At 72.4% G+C, this 16,494-nt stretch carries 11 protein-coding genes; 6 read left to right on the plus strand and 5 right to left on the minus strand.

Translation table 11 applies throughout. The annotated features are described in order from the left end of the window. Positions 1-113 precede the first annotated feature (113 nt). The 4 genes from ABZX65_RS11175 (at position 114) to ABZX65_RS11190 (ending at position 3,315) form a co-directional block, all read left to right on the plus strand. Positions 114-1,553 (plus strand): PspC domain-containing protein, encoded by a 1,440-nt coding sequence (locus ABZX65_RS11175; RefSeq protein WP_355336819.1) that lies wholly within the window; start codon positions 114-116, stop codon positions 1,551-1,553. After that, positions 1,550-2,242, plus strand: coding sequence for a response regulator transcription factor (locus ABZX65_RS11180; protein WP_188281968.1), 693 nt, complete (start codon positions 1,550-1,552; stop codon positions 2,240-2,242). Before ABZX65_RS11175 ends, ABZX65_RS11180 begins: the two co-directional genes overlap by 4 nt. Positions 2,243-2,367: 125 nt before the next feature. Then, positions 2,368-2,640 carry a hypothetical protein gene (locus ABZX65_RS11185; protein WP_355336820.1) on the plus strand — a complete coding sequence of 91 codons (273 nt, stop codon included), beginning with the start codon at positions 2,368-2,370 and terminating at the stop codon, positions 2,638-2,640. A gap of 33 nt (positions 2,641-2,673) precedes the next feature. Continuing rightward, positions 2,674-3,315 carry a class I SAM-dependent methyltransferase gene (locus tag ABZX65_RS11190; RefSeq protein WP_355336821.1) on the plus strand — a complete coding sequence of 214 codons (642 nt, stop codon included), beginning with the start codon at positions 2,674-2,676 and terminating at the stop codon, positions 3,313-3,315. Between the two features lie 10 nt (positions 3,316-3,325). On the opposite strand, the gene ABZX65_RS11195 is transcribed toward ABZX65_RS11190, so the two are convergent. After that, the gene (locus ABZX65_RS11195) at positions 3,326-4,054 is read right to left on the minus strand and encodes a class I SAM-dependent methyltransferase (RefSeq protein WP_355336822.1); all 729 of its coding nucleotides are present in this window, start codon (positions 4,052-4,054) and stop codon (positions 3,326-3,328) included. A 754-nt stretch (positions 4,055-4,808) separates the two neighbouring features. On the opposite strand from ABZX65_RS11195, the gene ABZX65_RS11200 reads away from it, so the two are divergent. Beyond that, on the plus strand, positions 4,809-11,372 hold the full coding sequence (locus ABZX65_RS11200) for an RHS repeat-associated core domain-containing protein (protein ID WP_355336823.1): 6,564 nt from the start codon (positions 4,809-4,811) through the stop codon (positions 11,370-11,372). Beyond that, positions 11,369-12,169 carry a hypothetical protein gene (locus ABZX65_RS11205; RefSeq protein WP_355336824.1) on the plus strand — a complete coding sequence of 267 codons (801 nt, stop codon included), beginning with the start codon at positions 11,369-11,371 and terminating at the stop codon, positions 12,167-12,169. Before ABZX65_RS11200 ends, ABZX65_RS11205 begins: the two co-directional genes overlap by 4 nt. 99 nt (positions 12,170-12,268) lie before the next feature. Here the strand turns inward: ABZX65_RS11205 and ABZX65_RS11210 are convergent, their stop codons facing one another. The 4 genes from ABZX65_RS11210 to ABZX65_RS11225 all read right to left on the minus strand — a co-directional run bounded on the left by ABZX65_RS11210 (position 12,269) and on the right by ABZX65_RS11225 (position 16,489). Continuing rightward, positions 12,269-13,795: a VWA domain-containing protein gene (locus tag ABZX65_RS11210; RefSeq protein ID WP_355336825.1), complete on the minus strand. Its 1,527-nt coding sequence runs from the start codon at positions 13,793-13,795 to the stop codon at positions 12,269-12,271. A gap of 134 nt (positions 13,796-13,929) precedes the next feature. Then, positions 13,930-15,042: an NlpC/P60 family protein gene (locus ABZX65_RS11215; RefSeq protein WP_355336826.1), complete on the minus strand. Its 1,113-nt coding sequence runs from the start codon at positions 15,040-15,042 to the stop codon at positions 13,930-13,932. 7 nt (positions 15,043-15,049) lie between these two features. Further along, positions 15,050-15,181, minus strand: a complete 132-nt coding sequence (locus tag ABZX65_RS11220; protein WP_355336827.1) for a hypothetical protein — start codon at positions 15,179-15,181, stop codon at positions 15,050-15,052. Positions 15,182-15,403: 222 nt separating this feature from the next. Continuing rightward, a complete protein-coding gene (locus ABZX65_RS11225; RefSeq protein WP_355336828.1) occupies positions 15,404-16,489 on the minus strand; it encodes an NlpC/P60 family protein in 1,086 nt (361 codons plus the stop codon). Positions 16,490-16,494: the final 5 nt, after the last annotated feature.

Consider the following 16,494-nt stretch of genomic DNA (forward strand, 5'->3'; position numbering starts at 1 on the left):
GGGGGCGGCCGGCATCGGCCCCGACCCTGGTACGTCCCTGATCCGTACCCTGCCCTACCCCTGGGGGGACAACCCTGATGCCCCGGGCGGCCCGGACGTGTGACGATCGGGGTATGTCAGCGAGCAGCCCGGCCGGAGCGTCCGGCATGCCCGGAGCGTCCCGTATGCCGGGCGGGTCCGGCGGACCCGGCGTGCCGGGCGGCCCCGGTCCCGGCGGTCCCGGCCTGGGCGGCTCCGGTGGTCCCGGCCTCGGCGGGCCCGGTGCTCCGCGCGGTCCCGGCGGTCCCAGCGGGGCGTCCTTCCTCTCCTCGCCCCTGTCCTCGCACGAGCCGGGGGACTCCGGGGTGCGCAAGCTCTACCGCAGCTCCGAGGGGCGGATGGTCGGCGGCGTCGCGCGCGGCCTGGCCGGGCACTTCGGCCTGCCCGTGCTGTGGGTGCGCGGCCTGTTCGTGCTGCTCGCCTGCTTCAACGGCATCGGTGTGCTCCTCTACGCCGTCTTCTGGTTCTTCGTACCGCTCGGCGTCGGCGGTGTCGCCATGGCCAAGGAGCCGCGCGACGCCCGCTCGTGGCTGGCGGGCAAGCGGCCCGACAAGGGCCAGATCATGGCCCTGATCGCGCTGGCCGTCGGCGCGGGCATCCTCATCGACAACCTCAACCTCGGCGCCGCCAACCGCGCCGTGTGGCCGCTGCTGGTCATCGGCCTCGGTGTCGCGCTGGTCTGGCGGCAGGCCGACAACGCCCGCAAGGCCCGCTGGGTCGAGATGAGCCACGGCAAGCGGTTCTGGCCGCTGGCCCGCGCGGCGGCCGGTGTCGCCCTGGTCGTCGCGGGCGTCACCGGCTTCATCGTGGTGCGCGGCTCCGGCAGCCACCTCGGCGGCATCCTCCAGGCCGCGCTCGCCGTCCTCGTCGGCGTCGCCCTGATCGCGGGCCCGTACCTGGTCCGTATGACACAGGACCTGTCGGCGGAGCGGCTGATGCGCATCCGCGCCCAGGAGCGCGCCGAAGTCGCCGCCCACGTCCACGACTCGGTCCTGCACACCCTGACCCTCATCCAGCGGCACGCCGACGAACCCCGCGAGGTCAACCGGCTGGCCCGCGCCCAGGAACGCGAGCTGCGCGCCTGGCTCTACCGCCCCGAGGGCACCGGGCGCGACGACGAGCCGACGACGGTCGCCGAGGGCGTACGCGCCGCCGCCGCCGAGGTCGAGGACGCGCACGGCGTCCCGGTCGAGGTCGTCTGCGTCGGCGACTGCCCGCTGGACGAGAAGCTGGCGGCGCAGATGCAGGCCGCGCGGGAGGCGATGGTGAACGCGGCCAAGTACGGTGGCAGCGGACCCGTTCAGGTCTACGCGGAGGTGGAGGGCGTCAAGGTGTTCGTCTCCGTGCGCGACCACGGCCCCGGATTCGACCTCGACCAGGTGCCGGACGACCGCATGGGCGTCCGCGAGTCGATCATCGGCCGGATGCAGCGCAACGGCGGCGAGGCCCGGCTGCGGGCCGCACCCGGCGGCGGTACGGAAGTCGAACTGGAGATGGAGAGGGTGGCGGCATGAGCACACCGAGTGCGCCTTTGGCGGGGGAGCGGCGGGTACGGGTGGTGCTCGTCGACGACCACCGCATGTTCCGTACCGGGGTCCAGGCGGAGATCGGCGCCACCGAGGAGACCGGTGTCGAGGTCGTCGGCGAGGCCGCCGACGTCGACCAGGCGGTCAGTGTCGTTACCGCGACCCGGCCCGAGGTCGTCCTCCTCGACGTGCACCTGCCCGGCGGCGGCGGTGTCGAAGTCCTGCGCCGCTGCGCCCCGTTGGCCGCCGACCCCGACAACCCGGTGCGTTTCCTGGCCCTTTCGGTCTCCGACGCGGCCGACGACGTCATCGGTGTCATCCGGGGCGGCGCGCGCGGTTATGTCACCAAGACCATCACCGGGCCCGACCTGATCAACTCGATCTTCCGGGTGCGCGACGGAGACGCCGTCTTCTCCCCGCGGCTGGCCGGTTTCGTGCTGGACGCCTTCGCGTCCACCGACGCCCCGCCGGTCGACGAGGACCTGGACCGGCTCACCCAGCGCGAGCGCGAGGTCCTGCGCCTGATCGCGCGCGGCTACGCGTACAAGGAGATCGCCAAGCAGCTCTTCATCTCGGTCAAGACCGTCGAGTCCCATGTCTCGGCCGTCCTGCGCAAGCTCCAGCTCTCCAACCGCCATGAGCTCACGCGGTGGGCGACGGCACGGCGCCTGGTCTGAGCCGGGCGCGCATGCCGGAGCCCGCAGGAGAGCCCGTACGCGAACCTGGCCGCGAGCCCGCAGGAGAGCCCGTACGCGAACCTGTACGCGAGCCCGCACGCGAGCGTCGCGTCACGCCCGGGCGTGTGCTGTGGCTGGCGTGCCTGGTCCTCGTGTGGGCGCTGCTGCTGCTGGCCGGGGTGCTGGACGTCGTCGCCTTCGTCGCCAGCGCGTCCGACACCCCTTACCAGGGCCGGGCCGACGACCGTACCGCCGCCTGGTGGACGCTCTTCGGCCTGGTGATCCCGCTGGCCTTCCTGGCCGCCGTCCTGACCTCCCTGGAACGACGCGCCCGCCGTCGCCGCGGCGGTCCGCCGGGCGGTGACCGCAGGTCGCTGACGGACGGCAGCGTCGGATAAGCGGTGTCAGAGGGCGGCGATACGGTCGCCCGCATGACGGAATCCACCGACCTGACGGACATCCGCGCGGCCTACGACACCGTCGCCGACAGCTACGCCGACCTGCTGCGGGACGCGCTGGCGGCCGGCGTCCTGGACCGCGCGACGCTGGGGGCGTTCGCCGAACTGGCCCAGCGGGGACGGCCGGTGGCGGACATCGGATGCGGCCCCGGCCGGATCACCGGGTATCTGGCGGAGCTGGGACTCGACGTCTTCGGCGTCGACCTCTCGCCCGAGATGGTCGCCGTGGCCCGCCGCGATCTGCCCGGACTGCGCTTCGACGTCGGCTCGATGACCGACCTGGACCTCCCGGACGGCTCCCTCGGCGGCCTCGTCGCCTGGTACTCGATCATCCACCTGCCCCCGCGCCTGCTGCCGCGCGTCTTCGCCGAATTCCACCGCGTCCTGGCCCCCGGCGCCCCGCTCGCCGTGGCCTACAAGATCGGCGACACCCGCCACCACCTCTCCCACGGCTACGGCCACCCCATCTCCCTCGACGTCTACTGGCATCCCCCCGCCCGTATCACCGCCCTCGCCGAATCCGCCGGCCTCACCGTCACCGCCACCACGACCCGCGCTCCGGCCCCGGACGAACGCCAGCCCCAGGGCTACCTGTTGGCGGCCAGGCCCGTCTGAAGGGCGGGGGTCAGGCCAGGGCGACGGTGATGATCTCGCGGCTGGCCGGGGTGACCGGGGTGCGGGGCCAGTCGCCGTAGCGGGACTCGGTGCGGAAGCCCGCGGCGCTGAGGAAGGCGTCGAGGGCGGGCTCGGAGAGGAAGCGGAGGGTGGAGCGGTCGGTATGGAGGGGGGTGCCGTCCGGGGCGGCGGTGGTGGTGGTGAAGGTGACGAGGTCGGGGGTGACGGAGTCGACGCTGTGCCAGACGCGGAGCGGACCGGCGGTGGGGTGGGTGGTCGTGACGGGGTGACCGGGGGTCCAGGACAGCCAGGCGCGGGCCTGGGGGTGGCGGGTCTCGAAGACGAAACGGCCGCCGGGGCGCAGGGCGGCGCGGACGGCGGCGAGCGAGTCGCGGATGTCGTCGTCGGTGAGCAGGCACTGGAAGGCGTGCCCCGTCATGATCGCCAGGTCGAAACCGGCGCCGGGCGGGGCGTCGGCGGCGCGGCCGTCGAGCCACTCGATGTCGGTACGGCGCCGGGCCCGGCGCAGGGACGGGGGGTGCGGGTCGAGGCCGACCAGACGGCCGCGGTGGCCCAGCGCCCGCGCGTGATGCAGCGTCATGCCGGTGCCGCAGCCCACGTCGAGAACGGAGTCGGCGGCCATGACCAGGTCGGTGTAGAACCGGTCGCCGGGTGACCGCTCGGGGTCCCACTGATTGAGCAGGTCGTAGAGCACGGCATCGTCGTCGTCGGTGAACACCGGGACAGTATTGAGGCGCGGCCGTCCGCGGCCAACCGGTTATTCCGGCCGCCGGGAAGGTGCCCCCGGCACGTATGCCTTTCCGGCGCGCTCCGCTATTCGGCCGGCCTCGCCGTTCCGCGCCAATCCTTACGAACACGGGGGTTCGTAGTCACCACCCGGCGACCGGTGATTCGATACGCGGCTGTAGGTATCGCTGAGCGTGGGGTGGGGGAAATGGCTCGGGGTGGAGCGGGGCTGTTCGGCGTGCGCGAGGGGCGGTTGAGGCCGCGCGCGGCGGGTGCGGTGCGTGAGAGCGCCGCCGTACCGCCGACGGCGGGAGCCATTCCGGGAGTGCCGCCCCTGCCGTCACCTACGGATTCCGGCCGTCCGGATTCCGGTCGTCCGGATTCCGCCGCTCCGGATTCCGGCTATACGGATTCTGCCCGTCCGGATTCCGCCCGTCCGGATTCCCGCGCGAATACAAAAGCGTCCACGGCTTCCGCCCCGCCCGGGGCCGTCGCCTCGCGCATGGTCCTCTCCTCCGGCGGCGGCGACACGGCCGGGGCGGCGGCGCGTCGGGAACGGGCCGACGCGGCCGTCGGCGGGTGACGGCCGCCGGGCGGGGCGGGACGGACCGGCCCGGCCGGGCGCGTGGTGATCGTTCGTGGGGTTGTACGGCCGCGGGGCGGGATGTCCGTCCGCGGCCGGTGTCGGGACTGCTCGTGCCGCGGTGCTCCGGTCCGCGGCCGTCATTCACCAGGGGGTTGTCATCGTGAGATCGGGATTCGCCGGCCGCGGGCGGCGGGCACGCGCCCGCGCGTACCTGCCGGGCAGGCGCGCCAAGCTGTTCGTCGTGGCGCTCGCCGCCGCGCTGACCGTGCCGGTCGGGCTGAGCCCGCTCGCCCACGCCGCGCCGGGGCCGCTGGGCCGCCCCGATCTGCCCGCGCCGCGCAACGGCACGGTGCACACCGCGGGCCTCGGCGCGCAGCAGGCCCGCGCGAAGGCCGCGGCGGGCAAGGCGGCCGACGACCGGAGCGCGCGGCGCGCGCTCGCCGAGCAGCACACGACCTGGCCCAAGGGCAGCACCCTCAAGAGCGCCGCGTCCGGCACCTCCGAGGTCACCGTCCTGGACCGGGCCGCGACGGACGCGGCAGGCGTACGAGGTGTGCTGCTCGCCGTCAAACCGCGGGCGCGCGACGCGAGTTCGGCCTCCGCCGCGCACACCGGCCCGGCCGGCGCACGCGTCCACGTCTCCGTCGACTACTCCTCCTTCGCCTCCGCCTACGGCGGCGACTGGTCCGGCCGCCTGCGCCTGGTGCGGCTCCCGGCGTGCGCCCTGACCACCCCGCAGAAGGCGCGGTGCAGGACCCGGACCCCGGTCCCTTCGTCCGTCAACGACCTTGCCCGGCAGACGATTTCGGCCGACGTCAGCGCCGATGCCGGTGCCGGTGCCAGTGGTGACGCCGGTGCTGACGCCACCGACGACGCCCCCGCCACGGCCGGTACCGACGCCGGCACCCTGAGCGCCTTCGCCGTCACCGCCGACAGCGGCGAGTCCGCCAAGGGCAGCGGCGACTACGGCGCCACCCCCCTGTCGGCGTCCTCCAAGTGGTCGGCGGGCACCTCCTCCGGCTCCTTCGACTGGTCGTACCCGATGGAGGTCGCCCCGTCCGTCGCGGGCCCGGTGCCCGCGGTGACGCTCACCTACGACTCCGGCAGCATCGACGGCCGCACCGCCTCGACCAACAACCAGGGCTCGCAGGTCGGTGAGGGCTTCACCGTCTCCGCCGACTCCTACGTCGAGCGCCAGTACGGCGGTTGCGACAAGGACGGGCACGCCGAGGTCTTCGACCAGTGCTGGAAGTTCGACAACGCCTCGGTCGTCCTGAACGGCAAGTCCACGGAGCTGGTCAAGGACGACACCACGGGGAAGTGGCGGCTGGCCGACGACGACGCCTCCACCGTCACCCACTCCACGGGCGCCGACAACGGCGACGAGGGAGACAGCGTGGACGGCGCGGGCGAGTACTGGACGGTGACGACCGGTGACGGCACCCAGTACGTCTTCGGCCTCAACAAGCTCACCGGCGCGGGCTCACAGCGCACCAACTCCGTATGGACCGTCCCGGTGTTCGGCGACGACTCCGGCGAGCCCGGCTACGCCAAGGGCAGCGCCTTCGCCGACCGCTCCTACAACCAGGCGTGGCGCTGGAACCTCGACTACGTCGTCGACACCCACGGCAACGCCGAGTCGTACTGGTACACGGCGGAGTCCAACTTCTACAAGAAGAATGGCTCGAAGACCGCCAACGCCTCCTACACGCGCGGCGGTCACCTCGACAAGATCCTCTACGGGCAGCGCTCCGACACGCTCTTCAGCGCCACCGCGCCCTACGAGGTGACCTTCGGCTACACCGAGCGCTGCACCGCCTCGGACTGCTCGAAGCTGACCAAGGACACCGCGCACAACTGGCCCGACGTGCCCTTCGACGCGATCTGCGCCTCCGGCGCGTCCGACACCGACTGCGCCGCCCAGGCGCCGTCGTTCTTCACCCGCAAGCGCCTCACCTCGGTGCAGGCCCTGGTGCTGTCGGGGACCTCGTACACGCCCGTCGACACCTGGGCGCTGGCGGAGAAGTACCTGGACGCCGGTGACCTCGGCGACAGCAGCGACCAGACGCTGGTGCTCGACTCGATCAAGCGGACCGGCGAGGCCGGCACCGCGGTCCCGCTGGACCCGGTGTCGTTCACCTACCAGATGCTGGCGAACCGGGTCGACGCCACCGACGACATCCTGCCGCTGCACCGGCCCCGCATCCAGTCGGTCACCTCGGAGACCGGCGCGGTCACCAGCGTCACGATGTCGACGCCGGAGTGCGTGCGCGGCTCGCACATGCCCGCCGCCGAGGACAGCGACACCATGAACTGCTATCCGCAGTACTGGCACATCAACGGCGCCGAGGACGCCGGGCTCGACTGGTTCCACAAGTACCGCGTCGTGGACGTCACCACCTCCGACCCGGCGGGCAACAACGAGGCGCTGGAGCAGAGTTACGTCTACACCGACCCGGCCTGGCACTACAACGACAGCCCGTTCACACCCGACGACGAGCGCACCTGGTCGGTCTTCCGCGGCTACGGCACGGTCACCTCGTACTCCGGGACCGGCGCGGGCAACCGGCTCAGGACCGTCACCCGCTACATGCAGGGCATGAACGGCGACAAGGTGAAGGCGGGCGGCACCCGTACGGTCACCGTGGCGGGGCTGACCGTGCCGGGACTGACCACGGCGGCGCTCACCGACTCCGACCAGTACGCGGGCTTCCAGCGCCAACAGGTCACCTACAACGGGGACACGCCCGTCTCGGCGACCGTCAACGACCCGTGGTCGGTCAGGACCGCCACGCAGCACAAGTCGTACGCCGACGTCGAGGCGTACTACGTGCGCACCGCGAAGACGTACTCCGACACCTATCTGACCGTGCCCGCCAAGTGGCGCACCAGCACCACGGCCAGCACCTACGACTCCTACGGCATGCCGGTCACGGTCGACGACGCGGGCGACACCGCCAAGAGCGGCGACGAGACCTGCACCCGCACCTGGTACGCCCGCAACGACAGCGCGGGCATCAACTCCCTGACCTCCAGGGTCCGTACGGTCGGCCAGCCGTGCGGCACCGCCGACGCGTCGCTGTCGCTGCCCGCGAACAGCACCACGCGCGGCGATGTGCTCGCCGACACCGCGACCGTCTACGACAGTTCGGCCGCGACGGCCTGGACCGCGAACCAGAGCCCGGCCAAGGGCGACGCGATGTGGAAGGGCCGGGCCGCCGCGTACCCGGCGGGCGCGGACGCCAACGGCGACCGCAACCCCAGTAGTTGGCAGACCACCGGCACCTCGGCCTACGACACCCTCGGCCGGATGACCCTCGCCAAGGACGGCGCGGGCAACCCGACGTCCAACACCTACACCCCGACCGGCGCGGGCGTCCCGACCCGTTCGGTGATCACCAACGCCAAGAGCCAGAAGACCACGACCTTCTACGACGGTCTGCGCGGCCTGCCGACCACCACCTACGACGTCAACACCAAGAAGACCGAGCTGACCTACGACGGTCTGGGACGGCTGACCGGCGTGTGGCAGCCGGGCCGCGTCAAGTCGGCGGGCGACAGCGCCAGCATCGTCTACGGCTACCGCATGGAGCGCGGCTCGGCGCCGTACGTCAGCACCTCCACGCTCGGCCCGAACAACGTCCGCAGGGTCACCTACCAGATCGACGACGCGCTGCTGCGCCCGCTCCAGACGCAGTCGCCGAGCCCGCTGGGCGGCCGGGTCCTCACCGACACCCGTTACGACTCACGGGGGTTGGCGTACGAGACCTTCGCCGGGATCTTCGACCAGGACCACACGCCGAGCGGCACGTACGCCCGCGCCGAATACGGCGGCGCGCCCACCCAGCACGAGATCACCTTCGACGGCGCGGGCCGCACCACCTCCGACAAGCTGCTCGTCTACGGCGTGCAGAAGGGCGTCACCGTCACCTCGACGTACACCGGCGACTCGACGGCCACCAGCGCCCAGCCGGGCGGCACCGCATCCCGTGTGATCACCGACGCGCTCGGCCGCACCGTCGAGCGCCGCGACTACTCGGGCGCCTCGCCCGCCGACGCGGACTACGGCGGCGCCGCCCCGCTGCCCGCGCACACCAGCACCCTGTACGGCCTGACCAGGGACGGCAAGCAGTCCACCGCCACCGGCCCCGACAACGCCAAGTGGAGCTGGGGCTACGACCTGTTCGGCCGTCAGGTCTCCGCGAACGACCCGGACATGGGCGCCACGTCGACCACGTACAACGCGCTCGACCAGATCGCCACGACGACCGGCTCCACGCACAAGACGCTGCTGTTCGAGTACGACACGCTCGGCCGCAAGACCGGCGAGTGGGAGACGGCCAGGACCGACGCGACGAAGATCGCCGCGTGGACGTACGACACGGCCGCCGCGGGACAGCTCGACACCTCCACCCGCTACGACGGCGGACTGGCCGGGAAGGCGTACACCCAGAAGGTCACCGCGTACGACGACGCCTACCACGTCACCGGCAGCGAGATCGACCTCGACGCCAACGACCCGCTGGTGAAGTCCGGTGCGGCGAAGGCCAGTTACAGCTACTCCGCCTTCTACAACGTCGACGGCAGCCTCCAGCACACCACCGAGCCCGCCGTCGGCGGCCTGCCGCAGGAGTCGGTCAGCTACGGCTACACGCCGACCGGCCAGATCGAGACCGCCACCGGCACCAGCGGCTACCTCCAGGACACCGCCTACTCCGCGCTCGGCGAACCGCAGCAACTCACCCTGGCCACCGCTGCGTCCGGGGTGAAGAAGGCGTACATCACCAACGTCTACGAGGAGGGCACCAGCCGGCTGACCCGCTCCTCGGTCACCGACCAGACCCACGCGTACATGACGCAGGACCTCAACTACAGCTACGACGACGCCGGGAACGTCACCAAGATCGCCGACCCGACCACGCAGGGCGGCACCGCGCAGGCCGACACGCAGTGCTTCGGCTACGACGGCTACCAGCGGATGACCAGCGCCTGGACGCCCGCCAACGCCGACTGCGCGAGCACCACGACCGGCGGCGCGGCCCCGTACTCCACCGGCTGGACCTACAACCCGGCGGGGCTGCGGCTCACCCGGACCCAGCACACCGCGACCGGCGACAGCACCGCCCAGTCCTGCTACAACGACTCCGCCCACCCGCACGCCCTGACCACCGTCACAGCGGCGGCGAGCTGCACCGGGGCGACCGCCACGTACGGCTACGACGAGGCGGGCGACACCACCAAGCGGCCCGGCCCGAGCGGCACTTCGCAGACGCTGGCCTGGAACAGCGAAGGCGACCTGACCAGGACCACCGAGGGCGCCAAGGTCACCGACTACCTCTACGACGCGGGTGACAACCTGCTGATCCGCCGGGCGTCCGCGGGCGACGGCGAGAGCGTCGTCTACCTGGGCGCCACCGAGATCCACAGCAAGGTCAGCGCCGGGAAGACCACCACCTGGGCGGTCCGCACGTACACCGCGGGCGCCGGGGGACCGGCGATCGCGGTGCGCTCCACCCAGTCCGGCGCCACCATTCTGACCTGGCTCGCGGGCGACAACCACGGCACCAGCAGCCTCGCGGTGGACGCCGGCACGCAGGCCGTCACCAAGCGCTACACCGACCCGTTCGGCGCCGCCCGCGGCAGCGCGCCCGCGACGGCGTGGCCCGACGACAAGACCTTCCTCGGCAAGCCCGCGGACACCGGCACCGGACTCGTCCACATCGGCGCCCGCGAGTACGACCCGTCGACCGGCCGCTTCATCAGCGTCGACCCGCTGCTCCAGACCGACAAGGCGCAGACCCTCAACGGCTACGTCTACGCCGCCGACAATCCCACCGGGCTCGCCGACCCGACCGGCGAGGGCGTTCCCGAGTGCATGACCGGTGTCATCACCGGCTGCCACAACGGCGTGCCCGGCAAGGGCTCGGTCTACCACCCGGACCGCGACCCGGGGAACCGGCCGTCCCACAGCGGCGGCAAAGGCAACGGCAACAGCAACAGCAGTGGCAGCGGCGGCTGCGACCGGGCCTGCCAGAACGCGCTCGCCGCGCTCCAGCAGAACACCTGGAAGGACGACAAGAACGAGAAGAACGTCCACGCGGCGCTGGCCAAGGAACTGCGCGACTACGTCCTCGCCCTCGCCGGGAACACCAACCCCTGCAAGGTCGGCGCGTCCGTGACCTCCGGCACCATGGCCGCCTGCAACCAGATGGGCGGCAACTCGCCGCAACTGACCTGGACCGACCTGCTGCAACTGTGGCTCGGCGGCAAGGGCGCCAATGTGCCCTTCGACGCGAACAGCCTGCTCACCAAGCAGTTGGCGTTCAACGGCCACAGTCTCCAGATCATCAAGAATCTGGCCAGGGCGGTCTCGGACGCCGACTTCGGGGCCGACATTGACGCGCTCGGAGGCCAGGACGACTATGTCGACGGGAAGAACCTCGGGGAGAAGATGAAGAATCTGCCCAAGGACCTCAGCGGCATGGCCACCAGGGGGCGCGTGGGCACCAAGGTCCCCGAAGCCTTCACCGGCGGCTACGACCTCGTGTACCAGGTGATCAACCAGAACAAGAAGGACCACTCCATGACCGTGGCCTTCGCCGCGTTCAACGACACCGGCACCGCGTCCGCCTTCCACTTCGGGGTCCCGGACATCAAGCAGGGCTACGGAGGAGCGAGCGTGTACCAGGAGTACTACTGGTCCGTCACGGTGAGCGTCGAGTGACCACCGGTCCGCAGGCCACGCTCCCCGCCGCACCGGACGGCGGGGAGCCCGGGGGGCCGGGCTCCGGCGGTCACGGCTCCGGGCCCGCCGCCCGGCTCGACCGGCTCTGGGGGCCCGCCCGCTGGGCGCTGCTCGCCGTGCTGGTGCTGTCGTTCGCCACCGTCCTGCTGCGGATCGTGCCGGGCGGCGGGTCGACCGGCGCCCTGGCACGGGACATCGAGGCCGGGCGGACCCACTCGGTACGGGTCGACGACCAGGGCTCCGCCGGGATCACCGTCCGCTGGAGCGCCGGGCCGCTGACCGAACGGCAGTACACCTACCGGCCCGCGAACCCCTTCCCCGGCGGCCGGAACGGTGTCGTCGGGGAGTTCACCGCGGACATCAGGCGGCAGGCGGGACCCGCGGCCGACGGCCTCGCCGTACGGAGCTTCGACAGCTCCTACGGCGCCGGGGGCCTGACGCTGCTGGTGCCCGTCGCCTACGTCCTGCTCACCCCGTGGGCGTGGCTGCGGGCGGCGGCGCTGCTCGCCGGTCTCCTGGTGGTCGTACGGACGCTGGCGGTGACCCGGCACCGGCGCGCGAGCGGCCCCGCGTGGCTGCTGGCGTGCGCGGTGACGGGGGCCGGTTTCTTCGGCTACCTGTGGGCGGAGCCGGGAGGCGGCCCCGGCACCGGCACCTCGGGGGACGGGTCCGTACCGGCGCCGCGGTGGACGCGGGCCTGGCTGGCGTCGCTCGCCTCGGCGGCCGGGCTGGCCGTCCTCGGCGCGCTGCTGCTGCTCGTCGCCGGGCGGTACTGACCCGGCGACCGGTGGAGGCGTACGGCCGCGGGCGCGCGCTCAGTGCAGAATGCCCGCGGCCGTCGCCGCGCTCAGCGCAGGATGCCCGCGGGCGCGCGCTCAGCGCAGAATGCCCGCGGCCGTCGCGGCCTTCAGCCAGGACGGGAACTCGGTGAGCAGGCGGTCGTACAGTTCGGCGTCGGAGAGGCTGGCGATGTCGTCGACGGCGAAGAAGCCGACGTTGTCCACGCGGCGGCCGGTCATGGTGTCGAAGCGCTCCAGGACGCCGTAGTTGGACTGGCCGAGTCCGACGAACTGCCAGAACAGCGGCTCCTCGACGGCCCCGCGCAGCTCGCGCTCGATCTCCGCGTTGCGGTAGACACCGCCGTCGGAGAAGAAGAGCACGAGGGTCGGGGCGGCGGACGGCTCGCCGCGCACGTAGTCCCGTACCTGCGCGATGACCTTCTGCTCCTCGTTGCCGAAGCCGACCAGCTTCATGTCCACCTGGCCGTTCGGAGACGGCTTGCGGCGCTTGAAGATGCCGATCGCGCCGACCCGGACGTGCAGTTCCAGCCACTGCGGCAGCGAGCCGAGGTCGAGGTCGGGCAGCCGCGCCGGGTTGCTGGCGAAGGTCCACGCCTGCATGACGCCGTCCGGTACGAGCGCGGCGGCCACGGCCGCCATCCGCTCCACCACGTCGTGCACCACGCGCCGCGAGTACAGGTGGGACATCGACCCCGACGCGTCCAGCACGATGATCACCCGCGCCCGGACGTTGTCGGCGCCGTGCTTGCGCAGGCTCACCGCGACCTGCTCCTTGCGCAGCGACAGCCGCTTGCGCATGTCGACCGGCAGGTGCTCCTCGCCCTTGACGAGCGAGGGCGCGCCGGAGCCGGGGGCAGGCGCCGACGCGTATCCGGACGCGGGCTGCGCGCCGTACGCAGAGCCGTACGGGGAAGCGGGCTGCGCGGGCGCAGAGCCGTACGGGGAAGCGGGCTGGGCGGGCGCAGAGCCGTACGGCGAGGGCGCCGCGTACGGGGACGCGGGCGGCGGGGGCGCGGCGGGCATCGGCGGCGCGGCGGCGGGCGCCGTCACGGGAACGGGCGCCGCTTCCTCCTCCTCCGCGTCCACGCTGATGCCGAAATCGGTGGCGAGCCCCGCGAGGCCCGAGGCGTACCCCTGGCCGATCGCGCGGAATTTCCAGCCGTCCCCGCGCCGGTACAGCTCACCCGCGACGAGCGCCGTCTCGGATGTCGCGGTGACCGGGAAGTACGCCAGTTCGGCGCCGGACGCCGCGTCCAGCAGCCGCAGTCCGAGGCCGGTCATCGCGCCGAAGGTGCCGCCGTCGGCGGACGCGCACAGCATGATCCGCTCGATCCCCGGCTCGACGCGCGCCAGGTCCACCTCGATGGTGTCGGTGACCACGGCCGCCTGCCGCTTCCCCGCGTGCCGTACGGCCCCCGACGCGTGTCCTGGCTGGTTGTAGAAGACGAAGTCGGCGTCGTCCCGCACCTTCCCGCCGCCCGCCAGCAGCAGCGCCGACGCGTCGGCGTCGGGCCCGCCGCCCGCTCCCCAGGCCAGTTCGGCCCGTACGGCGGGCACGGCGACCGGCACATTCGCACCCTTGCTCAGCGGCGTAGACGTCATGGGGCAAGTCTGCCCGGAGTCGGGCGGTTCGTCAGGAGAAGAGCTTGTCCGGATTTCGTATCAACATCTGACGTGCGGACCGGTGGGCGGGGCGGACGGGCCGACGGCCGGGCTCAGCGGGCGGGCGGCCTCGGTCAGGTGGGGCGGGTGGCTCCCGCGAAGGGCATCTCGGAGATCGGGGCGATACGGACCGGGGCGCCCGGGTGCGGGGCGTGGATCATCTGGCCGTTGCCGATGTAGAGGCCCACGTGGCTGATTCCGGAGTAGAAGAAGACCAGGTCACCGGGTTGGAGCTGGGACTCGGAGACCCGGGTGCCCGCGTTGATCTGGGTGTACGTGGTGCGCGGGAGCGAGACCCCCGCGGCCCTCCAGGCGGCCTGGGTGAGGCCGGAACAGTCGTACGAGTGGGGCCCGGTGGAGCCCCAGACGTACGGCAGGCCGAGCGCGCGGTAGGCGAAGGCGACGGCCTGGGCGGCGCGCGAGGACGGCGCGGCGACGGGCGTCGTGTCGCCGGGCAGCGGCGTACGGGCGCTGGCGCGGGTCGCGGCGGCCGGTCCCGACGACGGGGTGTCGGCGGCCTCGACGGCCGCGCGCTGGGCGGCCGTCAGCCGGTCGAGCAGCGCCCGCGCCGCCCGCAGCTTGCCCTGCACGGTCGCCTTGCGCGCGGCCAGCTTGGACTGCGCCTCCTTGAGCGCGTCGAGTTTCGCGTCGGCCGCGTCATGGGTACGGGTGACGTCCCGCTGCTCCTCGGTGAGCTGCGCGAGCGCGGTCGCCGTCCGCGAGTCGAGGCGGTTGAGCATCCCGGCCCGGTCCAGATACGTGTCGGGCGAGGAGCTGAGCGCGAGCTGCACGCTGGGGTCGAGCGAGCCGGTGCGGTACTGCGCCGCCGCGAGGGCGCCGATCGTGTCGCGGGTGGCGTTCAGCCGCGCGGTCTTGCGGGCCAGTTCGTTCTGCAGATCGGCGACCGCGGCGCGGGCCTGATCGGCCTGCTCCTTCGCGCCGTTGTACTGCTCGGTGGCGGCTTCCGCCTGCCGGTAGAGCGTGTCGACCTGGTCCTTCACCTCGCTGAGCGAGGCCGGTGCCTGCGGCCGCGGGTCCGCGAGGGCGGATTCGCCGAGCAGGCTCACGGAGGCGGCGGACGCGAGCGCCACGGTGAGGGCGGCGCGGGTCGCGGTGAGCGCCGACGTGCGGGCGGACGTACGCGCCGCCGAGGTTCTGCGGTGTGAGGCGGGACTGTGGGAGGCCATGCGGCCGTCATTCCTTCCAGTGCTCCGACGGGCCCGCGCGGAGGCCCGGCGACGCCTGCACGGGGGAGCAGAGCGCCGCCGGACCTTCGGCGGGGGTGACCGCGCCGCCACGGTCCTGACGGCTGTGGGGATCGGTCACCTGGGGAGCGACGCTAAACCTGACCGGGGGTGCGCCAGGGGAAGGAGACCGGGACTGCTCCGATTCGACCGGCCCGTGACCGTAAACGACCGCCGTTCGACGGGTGACCCGGTCATATGCGCGCGCCTGCTGACCAAAGTGCCCGGTCGGGAGGTCCGACCGGGCACGGGGTGCTATGCGGGGCTGTGAGCCCGGCGATCCTGAGGCTCCGCGGACGCGGGCTCAGGCGATGCGGCGGGCCGCCGCGAAGGGCATCCAGCTCATCGGGGCGACCTCGACGACCGCGCCGCTGTGCGGGGCGTGCACGATCTGGCCGTTGCCGATGTACATGCCGACGTGGCTGATGCTGGAGTAGAAGAACACCAGGTCGCCGGGGCGCAGGTCGGACTGCGAGACCGCCGTGCCGTCCTTGACCTGGTCCCACGTGGTGCGGCCGATGGAGATACCGGCGGCGCGGTAGGCGGCCTGGGTGAGCCCGGAGCAGTCGTACGCGTCGGGGCCGGTGCGGCCGGAGCCGTACGGCTTGCCGCGCTGCGACATCGCGAACTGGATGGCGGCGGCGGCGCGGCCGGACGCCGGGCCGTTGTAGGTGTAACTGACTTTGCTCGCCGTGGAGTTCGAGGAGTTCGAGGAATTCGAGGAGCCCGCGGTGTTGGTCGGGGCGGTGGGCCGCATCGCGGCGAGCTTGGCGCGCTCCTGCGCGTTGAGGCTGTTGAGCAGCTTCTGCGCGGCGGCCAGCTTCGTCTGGACGTTCTTCTTCGCCGCCGCGAGCTTGTTCTGCGCGCTGGTCAGCTCGTTGAGGCTCTTGGTGGCCTGCGCGCGCTGGATGGACGCCTGCTCCTGCTGGACCTTGAAGGTCTCCAGCGCCTGTTCCTGCGTGGTGGAGATGCGGTCCATCATGTGCGACTGGTCGAAGAACTTCTGGGGGTCGTCCGTCAGCAGCAACTGCGTCGTCTGGTCGAGGCCGCCGTCGCGGTACTGCGCGGTGGCGTACTGCCCGAGCACCCGCCGCGTCTCGTTCATCTTCGCGGTCTTCTGCGCGACCTGCTCCAGGAGCTGATTGGCCTTGGCCCGCTGGTTGTCGGTCTTCTCCTTGGCGGCGTCGAAGTGCTGCGTCGCTACCTCGGCGTCCTGGTTGAGCTGGTCGATCTGCGCCTTGACCTCGGTGATCGAGGGCTTCGCGGGCGCCGCGCTGGCGCTCTCGCTGAGCAGGGTGACCGACGCGAGGGCCGCTGTGGTGATCCCGACGGCGGCCCGTGGACCGGCCGTGGACAGTATGCGATTGCGCGGCTTGCGGTGCGACGCCAAGGGAG

The organism is Streptomyces sp. NPDC003300 (assembly GCF_040610915.1).
In the GTDB taxonomy this organism is placed as follows: Bacteria; Actinomycetota; Actinomycetes; order Streptomycetales; family Streptomycetaceae; genus Actinacidiphila.